This window comes from Shewanella cyperi (assembly GCF_017354985.1).
GTDB lineage: Bacteria > Pseudomonadota > Gammaproteobacteria > Enterobacterales > Shewanellaceae > Shewanella > Shewanella cyperi.
This window is the reverse complement of sequence record NZ_CP071501.1, coordinates 1,478,196-1,499,023: the sequence shown is the minus strand read 5'-3', so window position 1 is coordinate 1,499,023 and position 20,828 is coordinate 1,478,196. Positions and strand designations below refer to the sequence as shown.

Genomic DNA, 20,828 nt, shown 5'->3' with positions numbered 1-20,828 from the left:
GCATTATTATTAAAATAAAAAGGCGCACCTCTTTCTGGATGCGCCTTTATGAAACTGTTCAGGAGTAACCAGGGATAACCTGTTTCAAGTTGTCACTCCGGTTGTCTATCCGGGATAGACCAACCTTCATCTCGTAAAAAGCACTGCTTGGCAGTGCTTTTATACGAACGCCTTATTCAGGCTGCGTCGTCAATGAATCAGTTGACAGCGTCTTTCAGCGCTTTACCAGCTTTGAAAGCTGGAATGTTGGCCGCAGCAATCTTGATCTCTTTACCCGTTTGTGGGTTGCGACCGGTACGCTCAGCACGCTGACGTACTTCAAAAGTACCAAAACCAACAAGAGAAATTTTACCGCCATCTTTCAGACTTTCAGTCACAGCGTCGATGAAAGAATCCAGTGCACGGCCGGCAGCGGCCTTGGAAATGTCAGCACCAGAAGCGATTTTCTCGATTAGTTCAGATTTATTCATGTCATCCCCTTGAATGTTGTTTTTCGCGCCGCAACCAAATCCTTCTCCAGAGCGGTCTGCGGAGGCTTTTATAACAAGCTTGAAACCAAAGTTCAAGCCTCAATCGAAAACGAAAAATAAAATTGGATACAGCTAAAAGCCAGTCGCCCCAAGGGATTGGAGCGAATGGCTCTCCACGGACCTAGGCTACCACAGGTAAGGGTTTTGTTAAGCCCCTTTTTTCACTTTTTTTAGGGTGATAGCACAGATTTTTGCCTTATCCGGCGTTTTTTACGACCTCGAAACCTTCAACCGGTCTTTCCAGCGCCAATTTCAGAACTTCATCTACCCATCTGACCGGGTGAATTTGCAGATCCGCTATCACATTGGCGGGAATTTCCTCCAGGTCACGCTCGTTCTCTTTCGGAATAAGCACATGCTTGATGCCGCCGCGATGGGCCGCCAGCAGTTTTTCCTTCAGACCACCGATGGGCAAGACTTCACCGCGCAGGGTTATTTCGCCCGTCATGGCAACGTCGGCACGAACCGGATTACCGGTCAAGGTCGATACCAGCGCCGTACACATGGCCGCACCGGCCGATGGACCGTCCTTGGGAGTTGCCCCCTCGGGTACATGCACATGGATATCGCGCTTCTCGTAAAAGTCCGCATTGATCCCAAGCTGCTCGGCCCGGGCACGCACCACGGTCAGAGCTGCCTGAATAGACTCCTGCATGACATCGCCAAGAGATCCTGTGTAGGTCAGCTTACCCTTGCCGGCAACTGAGGTCGCCTCAATGGTGAGCAGATCGCCACCCACCTGGGTCCAGGCCAGGCCGGTCACCTGCCCCACCTGATTCTTGGACTCAGCCTTGCCATAATCATGACGCTGCACCCCGAGGAAAGACTTGAGGTTATCCGCGGTCACGGCAATATGCTTCACATTTTTATCCAGCAGTATCTGCTTCACCACCTTGCGGCAGATCTTGGACAGCTCCCGCTCCAGGGCCCGCACGCCGGCTTCCCGGGTGTAGTAACGGATAATTCCGAGAATGGCACCGTCATCGACCGAGATTTCTTTTGGCTTGAGGCCATTGCGCTCAATCTGCTTGGGCATCAGATGCTGTTTGGCGATATTGAGCTTTTCATCTTCGGTATAACCGGACAGACGGATCACTTCCATACGGTCCAGCAAAGGACCCGGAATATCCATGGAGTTACTGGTGGCAACAAACATCACATCCGACAGGTCGTAATCCACTTCCAGGTAGTGATCGCTGAAAGTCGCATTCTGCTCAGGATCCAGCACCTCAAGCAGAGCCGAGGCCGGATCGCCACGCATATCCGAGCTCATCTTGTCGATTTCGTCGAGCAGGAACAGCGGGTTCTTGACACCCACCTTGGCCATTTTCTGAATGATCTTACCCGGCATAGAGCCGATGTAAGTACGCCTGTGACCGCGGATCTCAGCCTCGTCACGGACACCGCCAAGGGCAACCCGCACGTACTTACGGCCGGTGGCCTTGGCAATGGATTGTCCCAGTGAGGTTTTACCCACACCCGGTGGTCCCACCAGACACAGTATCGGTCCCTTCAATTGTTTCACCCGGCTTTGTACCGCCAGGTATTCCAAAATCCGCTCTTTCACTTTCTCAAGACCATAGTGGTCCGTATCCAGCACCTCTTGGGCCTTGCCCAGATCGCGCTTAATCTTGGAACGTTCAAACCAGGGTACGGATGTCATCCAGTCCACATAGCTGCGAACCACTGTGGCCTCGGCAGACATGGGGGACATCATTCTGAGCTTGTTGAGTTCGGCCAGTGCCTTTTCTTTAGCATCGGCCGGCATCTTGGCCTCTTCAATCTTACGATTCAGGCCCTCGAACTCATCGTGGCCCTCTTCGAGATCGCCAAGTTCTTTCTGAATGGCCTTCATCTGCTCATTGAGATAGTACTCGCGCTGGCTCTTCTCCATCTGCTTTTTGACCCGCGAACGGATGCGCTTTTCAACCTGCAACAGGTCGACCTCGGCTTCCATCATGGCCATCAGATATTCAAGGCGCTCGCCCACATTGATCATTTCAAGCACGGACTGTTTATCTTCCAGCTTGAGCGGCATATGGGCCGCCATGGTGTCGGCCAGCCTGGCGGCTTCATCAATACCTGACAGGGATGTGAGCACCTCAGGCGGGATCTTCTTGTTGAGCTTGATATAGCCCTCAAACTGACTCAGGGCACTGCGCACCAGTACTTCTTCTTCCTTTTCGTTCAAAGGCTCGGACTCAAGGTACTCGACCTTACCGACAAAGAAGGGCTCTTCCTGGGTATATTTGTTGATGCGGGCACGGCGACCGCCTTCAACAAGCACCTTGACCGTGCCATCGGGCAGCTTCAGCAGCTGCAATATGGAGGCCACGGTACCAATTTCAAAAATGTCATCCCGACTGGGTTCATCGAGATCCGCGTCCCGCTGAGCCACCAGCATGATTTGCTTGTCCTGGGCCATGGCGGTTTCCAGACAGCGGATAGACTTCTCACGGCCAACAAACAATGGAATGACCATATGGGGGTATACCACCACGTCTCGCAGTGGCAATACGGGCAGTTCGAAATGCGCTTCACGCTCTTGAGTCATAACTCGATTCCGTCCGGTAAATAGGTGGGTATTAACGAGTATATTGGGGCGGTTTTAATTGTTTCAATGTCAAAAATAAAAAAAGGAGCCCAGTTGGACTCCTTCTCTACAGAGTGGCAATCGAGTGCCGAATTATTGCTCACCCGAGGCAGCCTGAGACTCGTTGTGCTGATAGATGAGGATTGGTGCGGATTCACCGTTCACCACGGATTCATCCACCACAGCCTTGGCAACACCTTCCACCGAGGGCAGATCATACATGGTATCGAGCAGTATGCCTTCCACAATCGAGCGCAAACCACGGGCACCCGTCTTGCGGGACATGGCCTTCCGGGCGATGGCCTTGAGCGCATCTTCGCGGAATTCCAGCTCCACACCTTCCATTTCAAACAGCGCGGAGTATTGCTTGGTCAAGGCATTCTTGGGCTCGGCCAGGATTTGAATCAGGGCCGCTTCATCCAACTCGGCCAGGGTAGCCACGACCGGCAGACGACCGATAAATTCGGGGATCAAACCGTATTTAACCAAATCTTCCGGCTCAACCTGAGACAAGAGGTCGGAAATGCTGGCCTTGTCTTCCTTGCCTTTCACCTGGGCCCCGAAACCTATACCTGTGCCAGTGTGAGCGCGCTGCTCAATCACCTTCTCCAGACCGGCAAAGGCGCCGCCACAGATAAACAGGATGCGGGAGGTATCAACCTGCAGAAATTCCTGTTGTGGATGCTTGCGCCCACCTTGAGGAGGAACGGCCGCCACTGTGCCTTCGATCAGTTTCAGCAGCGCCTGCTGTACACCCTCACCGGACACATCGCGGGTAATGGATGGGTTATCAGATTTGCGGCTGATTTTGTCGATTTCATCGATATAGACTATACCCCGCTGGGCTTTTTCCACATCGTAATCGCACTTTTGCAGCAACTTCTGAATGATGTTTTCCACGTCCTCACCCACATAACCGGCTTCGGTCAGGGTGGTGGCGTCGGCCATGGTGAATGGCACATTGAGGAAGCGCGCCAGGGTTTCGGCCAGCAAGGTTTTACCGCTGCCGGTAGGACCGATCAACAGGATGTTACTCTTACCGAGCTCAACCCCATCTTTAGGCACACCGTTACGCAACCGCTTGTAGTGGTTATAAACCGCAACCGACAGCACCTTCTTGGCCTTTTCCTGGCCAATTACGTAATCGTCCAGGTGTGCGCGCAATTCGTGCGGCGTCGGTAATTTTTCATGATCCCGCTTTGGCGAAATCTCTTTGATCTCTTCACGAATGATGTCGTTGCACAGTTCGACACACTCATCACATACATAAACGGATGGTCCTGCGATGAGCTTGCGGACTTCATGTTGACTCTTACCGCAAAAAGAGCAGTACAGCAGCTTGCCGCTGTCACCGTTTTTACTATCACCCATTACTTTACCCCGTTTGCAGCACTTCTGGCCGCCTGTCTCTTCTCAATCCCGTCAGTTTGAGCATAGCCCAGCAGACGGTAAAAATCAGCGCTTGGTCAGTACCGAATCGATGAGGCCATACTCCATTGCCTGGGTAGCGCTCATGAAATTATCCCGGTCGGTGTCACGCTCAATGACCTCCAAAGGCTGACCTGTGTGCTCTGAGAGGATTTGATTCAGTTTGTTCTTGATGCCCAATATTTCCTGGGCATGAATGGCGATGTCGGACGCCTGTCCCTGGAAACCACCCAGGGGTTGATGGATCATCACCCTGGCGTTTGGCAAACAGTGACGCATCCCCTTGGCACCACCGGCCAGCAGGAAGGCCCCCATGCTGCAGGCCTGACCGATACAAACAGTGCTGACATTGGGCTTGATGAACTGCATGGTGTCATAAATTGCCATACCCGCAGTCACTGAACCGCCCGGTGAGTTGATATAGAGGTAGATCTCTTTATCCGGGTTTTCAGATTCCAAAAACAGCAGTTGCGCTACGATAAGATTGGCCATGTGCTCTTCGACCTGCCCCACCATAAAGATCACCCTTTCTTTGAGCAATCTGGAGTAGATATCGTAGGAACGCTCTCCCTTGGCAGTCTGTTCAACCACCATTGGGATCAGAGCATTGAGTACTGATTCTGGCGCTTTGTACATTATGAATTCCCTGAATAAAAAATGGCTCGCATGAGGAGCCTCATACGAGCCATTATAAAAGGCGTTTAGCCAAGCAAGTCAAGCTAAGCTTAAGCGCGACCGGTAGCCTTGTTCATAAAATCTTCAAAGGCGACTTCTTTCTCGGTAACCTTGGCAGATTTCAACAGAGCTTCAACCGCTTGCTCTTCCAGAGCCACGTTGCGCATGTTTTGCATCAGCTCTTTGTTGCCATTGTAATAGGCAACCACTTCACTTGGATCTTCGTAGGCAGAAGCCATGGAAGCGATCAGGTTTTGAACGCGCTCTTCCTCGGCAGTCAGCTCGTTGCTCTTGATCACTTCGCCCAGCAGCAGACCCACTTTTACACGGCGTACGGCTTGCTCGGTGAACAGCTCGGCTGGCAGTTCAGGCATGTTGGCGGCTTGACCACCAAAACGCTGCATGGCCTGACGACGCAGTACATTGATTTCGCCATCGATCAGCGCTTTTGGCAGCTCAACGTCGTTGGCAGCCAGCAGACCATTGATCACTTGCTCTTTCACATTGGCTTTCAGGGCCTGATCCAGTTCGCGGCTCATGTTCTTGCGGATTTCCTGTTTCAGGGCATCCAGACCACCTTCGGTGATACCGAACAGGGCAGCGAACTCATCGTTAACTTCCGGCAAATTGGCAGCCAGAACTTCGGTCAGGGTGATAGCGAACTTGGCCGCTTTACCCTTCAGGTTCTCGGCATGGTATTCCTCTGGGAAAGTCACGTCGATATCGAAAGCTTCACCGGCCTTGTGGCCCTTGATGCCTTCTTCGAAGCCTGGGATCATGCGACCGCTGCCCAATTGCAGTTCAAAGCCTTCGGCCTTGCCGCCTTCAAATTCTTCACCGTCAACACTGCCAACAAAGTTGATCTTAACCTTGTCGCCGTCTGCAGCGGCACGCTCAACAGCAGCAAAAGTAGCGTGTTGCTTGCGCAGGGTTTCGATCATGTTGTCAACGTCGGCATCGGTCACTTCAGCCTTGGGTTGTTCAACTTCGATGGCATCCAGACCTTGCAGGCTCACTTCCGGATAAATTTCAAAGGTGGCCACGAATTCAAACTTTTCGCCTTCGGTCTTGCCGGGCATGAAAGTTGGAGCGCCGGCTGGGTTCAGCTTCTCGGCAATGATGGCTTCGATAAAGTTGCGCTGCATGACTTCACCAGTGATGTCATGACGGATGGCGTCACCGTAACGCTTGTTGATTACGCTGACGGGTACTTTGCCAGGACGGAAACCAGGAATACGGGCACGCTTGGCTTCGCGTTGCAGACTGTCTTTTACCAATGTTTCGATTTGTTCGGCTGGTACAGAAATAGTTAGGCGACGCTCTAAGCCTTGAGTTGTTTCAACAGAAACTTGCATTGTTTTACCTCGAAATATGTCTAACGTCCTTTGTAATAGCCGAGTCATTCAACTATTCAGGTGTTCGTTTCTTGATCATTGAATTTGACTAAAATGCCCGTCAGAACTGACTTCCGGCACTGGTCGCTCATGGTTGATAGATATCAAGACGCGACATTATAGCAACGTATTTTACAGAGTCGAGCCTCAATCGGCCCTTTGCGGACAGAAAAAAAGCGACCTGGGGTCGCTTTTTTCTACTTCAGAGAAGAAGTGGGGTGACTGATGGGGCTCGAACCCACGACAACCGGAATCACAATCCGGGGCTCTACCAACTGAGCTACAATCACCACTGATTTAGTGGCACGCCCGGCAGGATTCGAACCTGCGACCATCCGCTTAGAAGGCGGATGCTCTATCCAACTGAGCTACGGGCGCAAGGTTGCAGTGACACTGCATGCCTAACCGAACGAAACAACGCTTCATGCGCTGTTTTTAAAATTGGTCGGTGATAGAGGATTCGAACCTCTGACCCTCTGGTCCCAAACCAGATGCGCTACCGGACTGCGCTAATCACCGAAATGCTTTTGTTTCAATGACTTTCGCCAAGGTAACAATTGCCGTTGTTCCCGTCGATACCAGCATCGACATTTGAATGTCGGAGCCGTGCTTCGGAACGGAGCGCATCTTATCCCCTGCCCCGTTCACCGTCAACGATTTTTTTGTCCTCCAAGCGCGGCTGATGATTTTCCATCCGAATTGAGAATTCGCTTACAGAGTCGGGGACTCAGCCATGACACTCAGGGCAAGCGCTGTTAGAATATGCGCGCGAAAACATCCGGTTCCTCTCAGGTGCCATATAAAGGAAACCCTACACCCATGACAGCCCAAATTATCGATGGTAAAGCGATTGCCCAATCCATCCGCCGCACGCTGAGCGAAAAAGTCCAGGCCCGCAAAGAGGCCGGCCAGCGTGTTCCCGGGCTTGCGGTTATTCTGGTCGGCTCGGATCCTGCGTCCCAGGTCTATGTCGGCAGCAAACGCAAGGCCTGTGAAGAAGTGGGATTTATCTCCCGCTCCTACGATTTGCCCACCAGCACCACTGAAGTGGAGCTGCTGGCGCTGATCGACGAGTGCAACAATGACCCCAGCATAGATGGCATTCTGGTGCAGTTGCCCCTGCCGGCGCACATTGATGATTCCAAAGTGATTGAGCACATCCGTCCCGACAAGGATGTAGATGGCTTCCATCCCTACAACGTGGGCCGACTGGCACAGCGTATTCCAGTGCTGCGCTCCTGCACTCCCATGGGGATCATGACCCTTATCCGCTCCACCGGCGTCGATACTTATGGTCTGGATGCCGTGGTGGTTGGCGCATCGAATATTGTCGGCCGCCCCATGACGCTGGAGCTGCTGCTCGCAGGTTGCACTACCACCACCTGTCACCGCTTTACCAAGGACCTCGAGTCCAAGGTACGCCAGGCCGATCTGCTGGTGGTTGCCGTGGGCAAGGCCGAGTTTATCCCCGGTGAGTGGATCAAACCCGGTGCCATAGTCATAGATGTGGGCATCAACCGCCTGGCCGATGGCCGTCTGGTAGGTGATGTGCAATATGATGTGGCCGCCGAACGCGCTTCCTTTATTACCCCGGTTCCCGGTGGTGTGGGTCCCATGACCATCGCCAGCCTGCTGGAAAATACCCTGTACGCCGCGGAAAACTACCACGACTGATGGGTTCTGCAGCCAATAAAAAACGCCGGCATTGCCGGCGTTTTTTATTGGGTCACTCTATTGACTCCCCAGGGGATTGCTTCACCCCGGGGCTTATTTTTTGCGCCAGGTGGTGCCTTCAGGACCATCTTCCAACACGACGCCAATTTCATTGAGGCGGTTACGGGCAACGTCTGCGGCGGCCCAATCCTTCTCGGCACGGGCACGGTTACGCTCAACGATAAGGGCTTCAATCTCGGCCACTTCATCATCACTGCCTTCACCCTGCAGGAAGGCTTCCGGGCTGGAGGATAAAATGCCCAGCACAGATGCCAACTGCTGCATGGCCACACCCAGGGCCGAGGCTGCGGCCAGGTCAGTTGCCTTGAGACGGTTGATTTCGCGCACCATATCAAACAGCACGGAATAGGCTTCGGGGGTGTTGAAGTCATCGTCCATGGCGGCGGTGAAGCGCTCGACAAACTCGCTGGCCTGCGCGGCTTCCACACTCAAATCCAACCCCTTGAGCGCAGTGTACATACGCTCCAACGAGGCTCTGGCCTGCTTGAGGTTGTCCTCACTGTAGTTCAGCTGGCTGCGATAGTGGCCGGACAGCAGGAAGTATCGCACCGTCTGGGCATCATAGTGCTCCAGTACATCACGAATGGTGAAAAAGTTACCCAGTGACTTGGACATCTTTTCCTTGTCGACCATCACCATGCCGGTGTGCATCCAGTAGTTCACATAGGGCGTGTCGTGGGCACAGCAGGACTGGGCGATTTCGTTTTCATGGTGGGGGAACTGCAAATCGCTGCCACCGCCGTGAATATCGAAATGCAGGCCAAGGTGCTTGCTGTTCATGGCCGAACATTCAATGTGCCAGCCTGGACGACCCGGGCCCCAGGGCGAATCCCAGGTCGGCTCGCCGGGTTTGGACATCTTCCACAGCACAAAATCCATGGGGTTGCGCTTGTTGGGATCCACTTCCACCCGGGCACCGGCCTGCAATTGCTCCAGATCCTGACCGGACAAACGGCCATAGGCAGGATAAGAGGAAACATCGAACAGCACATCGCCATCGGCGGCCACATAGGCGTGGCCCCGCTCCAGCAACAGGGTCACCATCTCGATGATTTCGGCAATATGCAACGTCGCCCTGGGCTCAAAATCGGGGCGCGCCATATTCAGGGCGTCGAAATCCTTGTACATCTCACCGGTCAGGCGCTCGGTCAGGGCATCACAACTCTCGTTGTTTTCCGCGGCGCGCTTGATGATCTTGTCATCCACATCGGTGATGTTGCGCTGATAATTCACTTCATAGCCGCGATACCTCAGGTAACGCACTATCATGTCGAAGGAAACAAAAGTACGGCCATGGCCGATATGACACAGATCGTAAATGGTCACACCACACACATACATGCCAACCTTACCTGGCTGTATGGGTTTAAATTCCTCTTTTTGGCGGCTGATACTGTTGTATATCTTCAACATCGATGTTCTCTTCTACTGAGCATTTGGGTGTAAAATCAAGCGCCTCAGTCTACCATGGTCGATGCCGCTTGAATACTGCACTTTCAGGCCGGTCGCGGATAAGTTAGAATCCGTCGACGTTTTTAATTGAGTAGCTAAAACATGATCACATTGCACACCAATTTCGGCGATATCCAACTCGAACTGAACCACGAGCAGGCCCCCCTGACTGCGGCCAATTTCGAGCGTTACGCCAGCGAAGGTTTCTACGATGGCACCATTTTTCACCGGGTTATCGATGGGTTCATGATCCAGGGTGGCGGCTTCACCGAAGACATGAATCAGAAGCGCACCAACGAGCCGGTGAAAAACGAGGCCAACAACGGCCTGTCGAACCTGAGCGGTACCATAGCCATGGCCCGCACCTCAGATCCACACTCAGCCACGGCGCAATTCTTCATCAACGTTAATGACAACACCTTCCTGGACTTCAAATCCGAGTCCATGCAGGGCTGGGGTTATTGCGTGTTCGGCAAGGTTGTTGCCGGTATGGACGTAGTGACCAAGATCAAATCCGTCAACACGGGCAACCGTGGTATGCACCAGGACGTGCCGCTGGACGCCGTGATCATCGAAAAAGTCAGCATCCAGGGTTAATCCGCACCCAATGCGTACCCTGTTTATCGGCGATCTGCACTTAAGTGCAGCTCGCCCCGATATCACCCGGGCTTTTCTCGGCTTCCTCGAGCAGGATTTCAGCGATGTTGATGCCCTGTACATCTTGGGCGATCTGTATGAGGTCTGGGTTGGAGACGATCTGGCCGAACCCTTCGCGCAGGATATAGCTGCCAGACTCAAACGTCTGAGCGACACTACCCCGCTTTACTTTATCCATGGCAACCGGGACTTTTTGCTCGGCAAGGCCTTTGCCAACGCGTCCGGCATGCAACTGCTTGATGAAGTCCATGTGACCGAGCTTTATGGCGTGAGAACTGTGCTGCTCCATGGTGACAGCCTCTGCACCCTGGACAAGGCTTATCAAAGATTCCGCCGTTTCCGCAATCTGAGCATCGCCAAATGGCTTTACGGCCTGCTGCCCCAATCACGCCGACTTAAGATTGCCGCGGCCATTCGCGCCAAGAGCCAACGCAGCAACAGCGAGAAACAGGACTACATCATGGATGTGGAGCATGCTGCTGTGGAGGCGCTATTGGATGCCACGGGTGCCACGCAAATGATCCACGGTCATACCCACAGACCCGCAATTCATGCACTCGGTGAGCGCAAGCGCATTGTGGTGGGCGACTGGTACAGCCAAAGCAGCGTACTGACCCTGACGGCAGCAGGCGCCAGCCTGAGCAGCCGGCCTTTGAAATAACGCGGAATTTGGAATAACGCAGAATTTGGAATAACGCAGCATAAGCAATAAAAAGCCGGGCATAGCCCGGCTTTTTATTGCCAGTGTTATCGCTAGTGACAACTGACGCCAGCCTCTGCCGGGCTGCCACTGTGGAATCTAAGCTCGGTATCCTCGGACAGGATCAGTTCGGCCTCAAGGGCGGCAAAAAACGCCACCCGCTCACTGATGTCTTCACCCGCAATCGCTTCCGCCAGAGACAGGTAATCCTGATAATGGCGCGCTTCCGAGCGCAGCAAAGAGACGTAGAAGCGATTGAGCTCCTCATCCATGTGGGGCGCCAACTTGGCAAAGCGCTCGCAGGAGCGGGCTTCGATAAAGGCCCCCACAATCAGCTTATCAACCAGGGTCGCCGGCTCATGGGTGCGTACCTTGGCCATCAGTCCCCTTGCATAGCGACCGGCACTGAGATTTTGGTAATTGATGCCGCGGGCAGCCATGATTTCCAGCACCTGCTCAAAATGATGAAACTCTTCCTTGATTAAGCGCACCATCTTGGCAATGAGATCCTCGCCATGGGCAAATCCGGTTTTGGGCTTCAGTTCCGCGGCCAATTCATTCTTCTTGCCACCGCGGGCCAAAAAGGCCTGTAAATCCCTGTCCCTGTGATAAACAAACTCCTCATAGGGCTTGGCCCAGGCGAGCAGGGTTTCACCACTTGACTTGTCAACGGCATATTTGCGGATAAGGAACATGGCTGTCTGGGCAGCCTTGAGCTCGCAGTTGCAGTGATCCACCAACAGGGCAGACAAATGCGCCGGCTCGCTGGCAAGCGCTATCCAGGCATCGGGGGTCTCACAGCCAAGAAAGGATTTAATGGGGGCAAGTAGATTATCCATGCGGTCACTCGGTAAAACAGGCTGGCGTTATTCTAACGGCTAATTGACAAGCCCCATAGTCTTTCAGCCGTATCCTCTTGACGACTACCTATTTATGTTCAATAAATAAACACAGAGCTGTAAAAAGTTCGTCTGAAGTTTGGCGAGCATGGAAAATCACTGCTAAACAAGGATAATTATAATGATATTGAATCACTTAATGGGGCTTTACACTCATCCTAAACAAGAGTGGCACACTATAGAGAAAAACCATGAGGCACTGAAGAGCAGCATGAGTCATTTGCTGCTTATTGCGCTCATCCCCGCCGTCTGCAGTTATATCGCAACGGCTCATATTGGTTGGAACCCAGGCGCAGGAGAGCCGCTGTTTCTGACCAGTCAGAGTGCCATGTATATGTCTATGGGCATGTATTTTGGCCTGATCGCTGGCGTTTTTGGCCTCGCTTACCTGGCCTACTGGATGGGCAAAACCTTTGACGCCAAACCCGATTTTACCCAGGCACTTGAACTGGCGACTTATACCGCCACGCCCCTGTTTATGGTGGGCTTTGCCGCCCTCTATCCGGTACTCTGGTTTATCATGGTCGTGGGCCTTGTCGGCTTGACTTACTCCGTGTACCTGCTCTATACCGGGGTTCCCATCATAATGAACATTCCGGAAGAAAAAGGCTTTATCTATGCCAGTTCAGTGGTAACCAGTGGCCTGGTACTTCTGGTGGCCCTGATGGCAAGCAGCGTCATCCTGTGGAGCATGGGTTTTGGCCCCATGCTGCAATAACCCCGGTTAAACTCAAGCAAAAGCCATCCCTGCGGATGGCTTTTGTTTTTGCCCGAACCCTGAGCGTCTGCAATTAAACTCAAGCAAAAGCCATCCCTGCGGATGGCTTTTGTTTTTGCCCGAACCCTGAGCGTCTGCAATACCTGAAGCTGTACCTAATAAAAAAGGCGCCGCGGCGCCTTTTTTATCTTGAAGCACTGCTATTCAAACAGTGTTATTCAAAACTTTTATTCAAAAGAGTCGCGCAGTGCCACGGTCAGGTTGAACACCAGATGACCGGGTGCCGAGTCCTTGCTATCGGCACAGAAGTACCCCTCACGCTCAAACTGGTACGCCTGCTCTGCCGGTGCATTGGCAAGTGATGCCTCTACCATGCCATGGGCCACAGTCAGAGACTCGGGATTCAGCACTTCATCAACTGTGTCAAAGGCCGCTGGGTTGGCATCGGTGAACAGACGCTGATACAGACGGAACTCGGCAGGCAGCGCTGTGCTGGCCTCCACCCAGTGGATCACGCCTTTCACCTTACGGCCATCGCTGGGATTCTTGCCAAGGGTTTCTGGATCGTAGCTGCAATAAACGGTAGTGACATTGCCATCAGCATCCTTGTCACAACGCTCGGCCTTGATGACATAGGCATTGCGCAGACGAACTTCCTTACCCATCACCAGACGCTTGTACTGCTTGTTGGCTTCTTCACGGAAATCCGCCGCGTCTATATACAGTTCGCGACCAAAAGCCAGCTCGCGGTTTCCCATATGCTCATGGTTTGGATGCACAGGTGCATTGAGCTGTTCCAGCTGACCCTGGGGATAGTTTTCAATGACCACCTTAATCGGGTGGATCACCGCCATGGCCCGAGGGGCATTTTCGTTCAGGTCCTCACGGATACAGGCTTCCAGCATGCCCACTTCCACCAGGTTATCCTGCTTGGTCACACCGATACGCTGACAGAATTCGCGGATCGAGGCCGGGGTATAACCGCGACGACGCAGGCCGGCTATGGTTGGCATCCGGGGATCATCCCAGCCCTGCACTATGCCACGCACAACCAAGTCATTGAGCTTGCGCTTGGACATCAGGGTATATTCCAGATTCAAGCGTGAAAACTCATATTGACGGGTGCGGTTGGGAGCCTGGAAGTCATTCAGATTATCCAATACCCAGTCGTACAAACGACGGTTATCCTGGAACTCCAGGGTACACAGGGAATGGGTGATATTTTCGATGGCATCCGAGATACAGTGGGTAAAGTCATACATGGGATAGATGCACCACTTGTCACCGGTCTGGTGGTGGTGGGCAAATTTCACCCTGTAGATAACGGGATCGCGCATACACATAAAGGGCGACGCCATATCAATCTTGGCCCGCAATACGCACTCACCTTCCTTGAAACCACCGGTACGCATTTTCTCGAACAGCGCCAGGTTTTCCGCCACAGTGGTATCTCGGTACGGACTGTTGCGCCCCGGCTCTTTCAGGGTGCCACGGTACTCGCGGGTCTCTTCTGCGTTGAGGAAACACACATAGGCCAGGCCCTTGTTTATCAGCTCAACCGCATATTGGTGCAGCTTATCAAAGTAATCAGAGGAATAACGGACATTACCATCCCACTTGAATCCGAGCCATTGCACGTCAACCTGAATCGAGTTGACATAATCTATGTCTTCTTTCTCAGGGTTGGTATCGTCAAAACGTAAATTGCACTTGCCCTTGTAGTCCTGGGCTATACCGAAATTCAGGCAGATGGACTTGGCGTGGCCGATATGAAGATAGCCATTGGGCTCAGGCGGAAAACGGGTGTGCACCTCGGTGTGCTTACCGCTGGCCAGATCTTCATCAATGATATTACGTATGAAGTTACTTGGACGAACTTCGTTGTCCACATGACTCATGGATTTCCTCTTTGCGAACAATGGCAATTTTGTCAAAACCCGCATGATCCTACAGTTTCAGGGCAGTTACAATGCCTGAAACCGAAAATCTGCGCCATGAAAGCCCCTGGCAAATAAAAAGCGGCCCCGAGGCCGCTTTACTCTTGTCTTGAGTAACTTGTTTTTGGTTACTCGGTGATAATTCTGATCCCCGGAATGATCTGCTGCGTCTTGCGGCCTTTTTGCTTCAGCCAGATAAAGAATCCCAGCAGCGCACCGACTATCACAACCAGCCAGGCACCGGACTGCAGCGGATGGGCAGAAAAACTCCCCAGCTGATACACCAGGGTGGCACTGCCGTATGCCAGCGCAAAGGTCCAGGTTCCGGCAAATCCCGCCCAGCCCTTGCCGAACTCATTGACCAGCGCACCCATGGCCGCAACACAGGGGGTATAAAGCAGGATAAACACCAGGTAAGCAAAAGCCGCCAACTGACCGCTGAAGCCCGATTGCAGCGCGGCAAAAGTAGAACGTTCAACCCCCTGCTCCTCTGCTGCCGCGTTGATATCCGATACCTGGCCCACGGACATGGATAAAGGATCATCCGGTGCAATGCCAAACAAGTTCACCGGAATGGTGGCCAGCGCCTCGTCAAAGGACTCGGACAGAGGTTTCAAATCCGCTCCTGAAGCGGCACCGTCACTGTACAGACTGTTGAGTGTTCCCACCACGGCTTCCTTGGCGAACAGCCCGGTAATGATCCCCACTGTCGCCGGCCAGTTATCCTGTTCTATGCCCATGGGAGTAAACAGCGGTGTGACTTTTTTGCTCGCCAGACTCAGCAATGACTGGTCGGTATTTTCATGACCAAAACTGCCATCGACACCTATGGCGTTAATAAAGTTAAGCAGAGTAACCACCATGACTATGGTCTTGCCTGCGCCCAAAATAAAGCTCTTGGTCCGTTTGGTGGTACGGGCCATAACCGCCTTGAACTTGGGCATTTCATAGCTCGGCAACTCCATCACCACGGCACTGCTGGTGCCGGGCAGCAAGGTACTGCGCAGTAATAAACCGGTGCCTATGGCAGCCAGAATGCCGACCAAATACAACAGGAACACCAAGTCCTGACCGGTTTCCGGAAAAAAGGCCGCGGCAAACAGCGCATAAACCGGCAAGCGGGCGCCGCAGGACATAAAGGGAGCCATCATGCCGGTGACTATCCGTTCCCTTTCACTGCCCAGGGTACGGGTTGCCATAATGGCCGGCACCGAGCAGCCAAACCCCACTATCATGGGTACAAAGGCCTTGCCGGGCAGGCCAATACGACGCATCAGCCCATCGACCACAAAGGCGGCCCTGGCCATATAGCCAGAACCTTCAAGTACAGACAGGGCCAGGAACAGAGCACAAATCACCGGGATGAAAGTCGCCACCGTTTGGATACCCTGCCCCACACCACCGGCCAGCAGGGTAACCACCCAGGCGGGAGCACCGATATTCGTCAGCCAGGCACCGAAGTGATCCACAAACAGGGCGCCGGCACTGATGTCAAAAAAGTCGATAAAGGCACTGCCGATGTTGATGGCAAACATGAACATCAAATACATCACCAGCAAAAACACCGGCACACCCAACCAGGGGTGCAATACCCAGGTATCAAGGCGATCGCTCAGGGTCGGCGCTTCGTCATTGGCTACGGCACTGCGATATACGCGCTCAACAAAGTTGAAGCGGGTGGTCGCCACCATGAGCTCAATGTCCATCCCCCGTGCATTCAGGGAATCGCTGCAACGACTGACTTCGGCCTCAAAGTGGCTGTTCTTGCATGCGCCACATCCCAAGCCATTACCCAGCATGGCCAGGGCACGGCCACGGCTAAGATCGGCATCTGAATGCAACAAATTGCCAACGGCGGTTTCGATGTCAGTGTCATAATCCAGCACCAGGGGAGCTTCGGATACCTTGCCTTCCAGCAAATCCACCACCTGGGCCTGCACCTTGGCTACATCCGTGGCTTCACGGGCACAAACGGACACCACAGGGCAACCCAATTCTTTGGCCATTTGCGCCGTATCAATCCTGACCCCCCGCTTGATAGCCACGTCAATTTTATTGACCACAACCACCATGGGAATGCCCAGTTCACGTAATTGCACCGTCAGGTACAAATGACGTTCAATATTGGTCGCATCGATAAGGTTGATGATGCCATCCATGTGCTGCTCTGCCAGATACTGCTGGGCGATTTGCTCGTCCAGGGAGCAATCGCAGTTTTTGCCGGCAGGCAAAATATCGTAAATACCGGGGAGGTCGGTCAGGTACACATCGGCGCCGTGCAGGCTGAAATGGCCGGTCTTTTTCTCGACCGTGACACCGGCCCAGTTGCCCACCTGCTGATTGGCACCGGTCAATGCATTGAATAAAGTGGACTTACCGGCATTCGGATTGCCTACCGTGACACAATGAAACTGCTTAGTCATTGATATCTCCCGTCTCACAGCGATTAACTTCGATAATGTCTGCCAATTCCTTGCGCATACACAGCTTGCTGCCACGAATATCAAATTCGAGCCCGGACCCCATGGGAGCCCTGCGGATCAGTGTCAACCTGGTATCAGGAGTGATCCCCATGGACAATAATTTGCGTTTCACTGTCTGCGGTAAATCCAGATGACCCACCTGGGATATCACCGCCCGCTCACCTGGACTGAGCTCACTCAATTTCATCGATAATTTACTCTAGTTACAGCACCGACTCAGATTCCGGCATTTTACCCAAAATCCAGAGCAAGTAATCCAACCTGGATCAAATTTCCAACTGGTAACGATAATAGTTTTCACTAACGTTGCCTATTATGGGCCAAAACGGCAGCAGAATAAATGCCGCCAATGCAAGTTTCTCTCATTTGGCCATGGCTCCTGCCCACCGTCCCTGTGATAGAGATCACAGCCTAAAGTAAATACCTAATTATCAGTAGTTTCGGTCTGGTTTTTAGTTCCCGATTAACAGAAAGTAATAATCATGTTCTACACTGATTCACTAGCCTCAGGCTAAAAACCAATTAAAAAACAAACTCAACCAGAACGCGCCCAGGAAGTATGAGAATGAACATGGAATCCTCTATGACCCGTTGGCTGATTGCCATCGGGCTACTGTTGTTGCCGAGCCTGCACCTGCAGGCTACGCCCTGGCAAGATGTCCCCGCCGCCGAAGTGGAAGCTCAACTCGACAAGAAATTTGCCGACGGAAAGTATTCCCCCAAAGGCGCGGATACTTGCCTGACCTGCCACCGTAAGAGTGCCACCGTGATGGCCATGTTTGATGGTGCCCACGGCAACCTCGACAATCCGAAAAGCCCCATGGCGGATCTCCAATGCGAAGCCTGCCACGGCCCCCTTGGGACCCATAACAAGAAGAACAGCAAGGATCCCATGATCACCTTCGGGCTGAACTCCCCTGTTCCGGCTGAAAAGCAAAACAGCATCTGTTTAAGCTGCCATAACGATGAAGAGCGCATGGCCTGGCAAGGCAATCATCACGACAATGCCGATGTCCCCTGCGCCAGCTGTCACCAGATCCACGTTGCGAACGACCCCATCCGGGATAAATCCCAGGAAGTGGCCATCTGTACCCAATGTCATACGGAACAAAGGGCGCAGCTGCACCAGCGCTCGGCCCATCCGTTGAAGAATAACCAGATGGTGTGCAGCGATTGCCACAATGCCCATGGCAGCCTGGCGGATTCCAGCCTGAAAAAAATGAGCGTCAACGACAACTGTTACAGCTGTCACGCCGAGAAGCGCGGTCCCATGTTGTGGGAGCACGCACCGGTCACGGATAACTGCGTCAACTGCCACAATCCCCACGGCAGCGTTAACGAAGCCATGCTGACCATCAAGGCCCCACAACTGTGTCAACAGTGCCACGCCTCGGTCGGACATACAGGTAATGCCTACTTCAACGGCCAGCCCAATGCCTTTACCGCAGGCCAAAGTTGCATGAACTGCCATGGACAGGTCCATGGTTCCAACCACCCTTCCGGCAACCTGCTGCAGCGCTAAGGAGAGCAGACCATGAGAACAGTATCACTCCCCGTCCTCAGCCTGGTTGCCACCGCAGTCGCCTTCGCCTGCGGTACGGCCCAGGCCGAGGGTTATGGCCTGGCCAATGCCAACCGGGACAAAATCAACAAGAAAGCCTGGGAATGTAAACGTTGTCTTGTCAGTGAAGACCCCAAGAGCAGCGTGACCCTGGGCGCCAGCTACCAACAGGACGAACCGCATCTGCTCAACAGCACGGGCAATGACGTCGATGGCGCAGCCGCCTATGTCAGCGCGAAAGTGGTCCACAAAACAGGTTCCGGCTATCGCCTGAGCGTTGACGCCGACAAGCTGGGTTACGATGCCGGTCGAGCCGAGATTAATGTCGGCAAACCCGGCAGCTATGGTGTACGTCTCGCTTATCAGGGACTTGCAAGCTTTGATTCCACGGGAATGAGCCCGTTTGCCGTCCAAGGCGATGAACTGCTGTTGCCAAGCAATTGGCAAACCGGCGCCACCAGCGCCGACATGCCCGGTCTTACCGATGCCAATGCTGTGTTGTTGGAAAAGAAACGTCAGCGCTTCAGTGTCAATGCCAACGTCGAAGGCGACAAACTCCAGGGCAAGCTCGACTATCGGCATGAGACCCGGGATGGCCATCAGCGTGGCAATGTTAACCTACTTACCAACAGTGCCATGGTGGCTCGTCCAATCGACGACAGCACAGACAGTGTTGATGCCAGACTCTACATGCAGGGTGAAGGCTGGCTTGCGGGCATGAATGCGCAAATGAGCCAATATCGCAACGATCACACCCGCCTCTATTGGAATAACCCGTTCCAACCGACCTTTGGTGACGCCATAGCCGGACAGAATGCTGTGGCTCCCGACAACAAGATGGTTCGACTGGCACTGGACTCCCAACTGCATGAAGCCGGACATCAAGTGCTGATGCACGCCGGTTACAGTAGTTTGACTCAGGACGAGGATTTGCTGCCCGCCACCATCAATGGCGCAAGTCCGGTTTTGCCGGTAGCCAGTGCCGATGCCAAGGTGAACATCACCGACATGTCGCTGCGCTATAACGGCCGTATCACCAATGAGTTATCGGTAAGGGCCCGTTACAGCTATCTGGACAGAGATAATCAGACCCAGATAGCGCAGTTCCCCATCATAGTCACCGACAGTCTCGACCGCGGTCTGGCCAATAATGTCGGCTACGACAGAACCCGCCAAAAACTGGATCTCGGCGCCAAGTACAGGTTCAACCGTGATTGGTCTTTGGATACCGGCTATCGCTACGATCACAACAATTACAGCGGACTGAGTCGGGACAGCCTGTTTGAATCCAGCCTCTATGCCACCCTGGCGGTGCGCATCAATGAGGACTGGAAACTCAGACTCAAGGGCGAAGCCGCCGATCGCAACGGCAGTGACTATAACAGCCAAAGCAACGCTTATTTACGTCAAAGCTATTTGGCAGACCGCGAACGCCAGAGAATATCGCTGGAAGCCGATCACCGCTTTGGCGAGCTCGGTGTGCAATTTGCGGTGCGCAGCGGCCGCGAAGACTATGACAACAGCTTGGTCGGTCTGACCGATGTGCGCTACACGGGCCTGGCCTTGTCGGCCCAATATCCCCTGTCGGAAAACCTGTCCCTGCACGGTTTTGCCAATCAGGATTGGCGGGACAGCGACCAGGCAGGCAGCACCCTGGGAAGCACGCCCAACTGGAAAGCCGAAATACGGGATCGCAGCACGGCAGCGGGACTGGGGCTCGATTGGGCAGGCCTGATGGACAATCGCCTGGCCCTTGGCCTTGATTACCAATACGCCGACGGCCAAAGCGATACCAATATCGAAATGGGTCTGGAAAGTCCCTACGGCGATTACGACAGCGTGCGCCACACCCTGAAGGCCCATGCCGATTACAGCTTCAGTGAGCGCATGTCGCTGCGGCTGGATTGGCTGTTCGAGTCCTATGAAGACAGAGACTGGAGCAATGATGGCCTGAGCCCAAGCAGCATCCCCAATGTGATATTGCTCGGTGATCTGGGACAGGACTACAGCGCACATTACCTGGGCCTCAGCCTGAGTTATCGCTGGTAACGGCATTCAAAGGGATTA

The 20,828-nt window shown here is 53.4% G+C and carries 16 protein-coding genes and 3 tRNA genes; 6 read left to right on the top strand and 13 right to left on the bottom strand.

Annotated features, from left to right (window positions below):
• Positions 1-197: 197 nt before the first annotated feature.
• From JYB84_RS06300 to JYB84_RS06265, 8 genes are all read right to left on the bottom strand, one after another.
• A complete protein-coding gene (locus JYB84_RS06300; RefSeq protein WP_207322572.1) occupies positions 198-470 on the bottom strand; it encodes an HU family DNA-binding protein in 273 nt (90 codons plus the stop codon).
• Positions 471-726: 256 nt separating this feature from the next.
• Positions 727-3,084 carry an endopeptidase La gene (gene lon / locus JYB84_RS06295; protein ID WP_207322571.1) on the bottom strand — a complete coding sequence of 786 codons (2,358 nt, stop codon included), beginning with the start codon at positions 3,082-3,084 and terminating at the stop codon, positions 727-729.
• 132 nt (positions 3,085-3,216) lie between these two features.
• Complete coding sequence (clpX, locus tag JYB84_RS06290; RefSeq protein WP_207322570.1) at positions 3,217-4,494, bottom strand: ATP-dependent protease ATP-binding subunit ClpX; 1,278 nt, start codon at positions 4,492-4,494, stop codon at positions 3,217-3,219.
• 84 nt (positions 4,495-4,578) lie between these two features.
• Entirely contained in the window at positions 4,579-5,187 is a 609-nt protein-coding gene (clpP, locus tag JYB84_RS06285; protein WP_207322569.1) for an ATP-dependent Clp endopeptidase proteolytic subunit ClpP, read from the bottom strand.
• Positions 5,188-5,276: 89 nt separating this feature from the next.
• The gene (gene tig / locus JYB84_RS06280; RefSeq protein WP_207322568.1) at positions 5,277-6,581 is read right to left on the bottom strand and encodes a trigger factor; all 1,305 of its coding nucleotides are present in this window, start codon (positions 6,579-6,581) and stop codon (positions 5,277-5,279) included.
• 253 nt (positions 6,582-6,834) lie between these two features.
• Positions 6,835-6,910, bottom strand: a tRNA-His gene (locus JYB84_RS06275).
• 11 nt (positions 6,911-6,921) lie between these two features.
• A tRNA-Arg gene (locus tag JYB84_RS06270) sits at positions 6,922-6,998 on the bottom strand.
• A 64-nt stretch (positions 6,999-7,062) separates the two neighbouring features.
• Positions 7,063-7,139, bottom strand: a tRNA-Pro gene (locus tag JYB84_RS06265).
• Positions 7,140-7,439: 300 nt separating this feature from the next.
• Between JYB84_RS06265 and folD the strand changes: the two genes are divergently transcribed.
• A complete protein-coding gene (gene folD, locus JYB84_RS06260; protein ID WP_207322567.1) occupies positions 7,440-8,294 on the top strand; it encodes a bifunctional methylenetetrahydrofolate dehydrogenase/methenyltetrahydrofolate cyclohydrolase FolD in 855 nt (284 codons plus the stop codon).
• Positions 8,295-8,387: 93 nt separating this feature from the next.
• Here folD and cysS read toward each other — a convergent pair whose 3' ends face one another.
• Positions 8,388-9,767, bottom strand: coding sequence for a cysteine--tRNA ligase (gene cysS, locus JYB84_RS06255; RefSeq protein WP_207322566.1), 1,380 nt, complete (start codon positions 9,765-9,767; stop codon positions 8,388-8,390).
• 141 nt (positions 9,768-9,908) lie between these two features.
• On the opposite strand from cysS, the gene JYB84_RS06250 reads away from it, so the two are divergent.
• Together JYB84_RS06250 and JYB84_RS06245 are read left to right on the top strand one after the other, a co-directional pair.
• Entirely contained in the window at positions 9,909-10,403 is a 495-nt protein-coding gene (locus JYB84_RS06250; protein WP_207322565.1) for a peptidylprolyl isomerase, read from the top strand.
• 10 nt (positions 10,404-10,413) lie between these two features.
• Positions 10,414-11,124 carry a UDP-2,3-diacylglucosamine diphosphatase gene (locus tag JYB84_RS06245; RefSeq protein ID WP_207322564.1) on the top strand — a complete coding sequence of 237 codons (711 nt, stop codon included), beginning with the start codon at positions 10,414-10,416 and terminating at the stop codon, positions 11,122-11,124.
• A 92-nt stretch (positions 11,125-11,216) separates the two neighbouring features.
• Here the strand turns inward: JYB84_RS06245 and miaE are convergent, their stop codons facing one another.
• Complete coding sequence (gene miaE / locus JYB84_RS06240; RefSeq protein WP_207322563.1) at positions 11,217-12,002, bottom strand: tRNA isopentenyl-2-thiomethyl-A-37 hydroxylase MiaE; 786 nt, start codon at positions 12,000-12,002, stop codon at positions 11,217-11,219.
• 181 nt (positions 12,003-12,183) lie between these two features.
• Between miaE and JYB84_RS06235 the strand changes: the two genes are divergently transcribed.
• On the top strand, positions 12,184-12,780 hold the full coding sequence (locus tag JYB84_RS06235) for a Yip1 family protein (protein WP_207322562.1): 597 nt from the start codon (positions 12,184-12,186) through the stop codon (positions 12,778-12,780).
• A 227-nt stretch (positions 12,781-13,007) separates the two neighbouring features.
• On the opposite strand, the gene glnS is transcribed toward JYB84_RS06235, so the two are convergent.
• The 3 genes from glnS to JYB84_RS06220 form a co-directional block, all read right to left on the bottom strand.
• A complete protein-coding gene (glnS, locus tag JYB84_RS06230) occupies positions 13,008-14,678 on the bottom strand; it encodes a glutamine--tRNA ligase (RefSeq protein WP_207322561.1) in 1,671 nt (556 codons plus the stop codon).
• Positions 14,679-14,845: 167 nt separating this feature from the next.
• Positions 14,846-17,140, bottom strand: a complete 2,295-nt coding sequence (gene feoB, locus JYB84_RS06225) for a Fe(2+) transporter permease subunit FeoB (RefSeq protein WP_207322560.1) — start codon at positions 17,138-17,140, stop codon at positions 14,846-14,848.
• Positions 17,133-17,387 carry a FeoA family protein gene (locus tag JYB84_RS06220; RefSeq protein ID WP_207322559.1) on the bottom strand — a complete coding sequence of 85 codons (255 nt, stop codon included), beginning with the start codon at positions 17,385-17,387 and terminating at the stop codon, positions 17,133-17,135. Before JYB84_RS06220 ends, feoB begins: the two co-directional genes overlap by 8 nt.
• Positions 17,388-17,765: 378 nt before the next feature.
• On the opposite strand from JYB84_RS06220, the gene JYB84_RS06215 reads away from it, so the two are divergent.
• Together JYB84_RS06215 and JYB84_RS06210 are read left to right on the top strand one after the other, a co-directional pair.
• Entirely contained in the window at positions 17,766-18,722 is a 957-nt protein-coding gene (locus JYB84_RS06215) for a DmsE family decaheme c-type cytochrome (protein ID WP_207322558.1), read from the top strand.
• A 12-nt stretch (positions 18,723-18,734) separates the two neighbouring features.
• A complete protein-coding gene (locus JYB84_RS06210; protein WP_207322557.1) occupies positions 18,735-20,810 on the top strand; it encodes an MtrB/PioB family decaheme-associated outer membrane protein in 2,076 nt (691 codons plus the stop codon).
• Positions 20,811-20,828 lie beyond the last annotated feature (18 nt).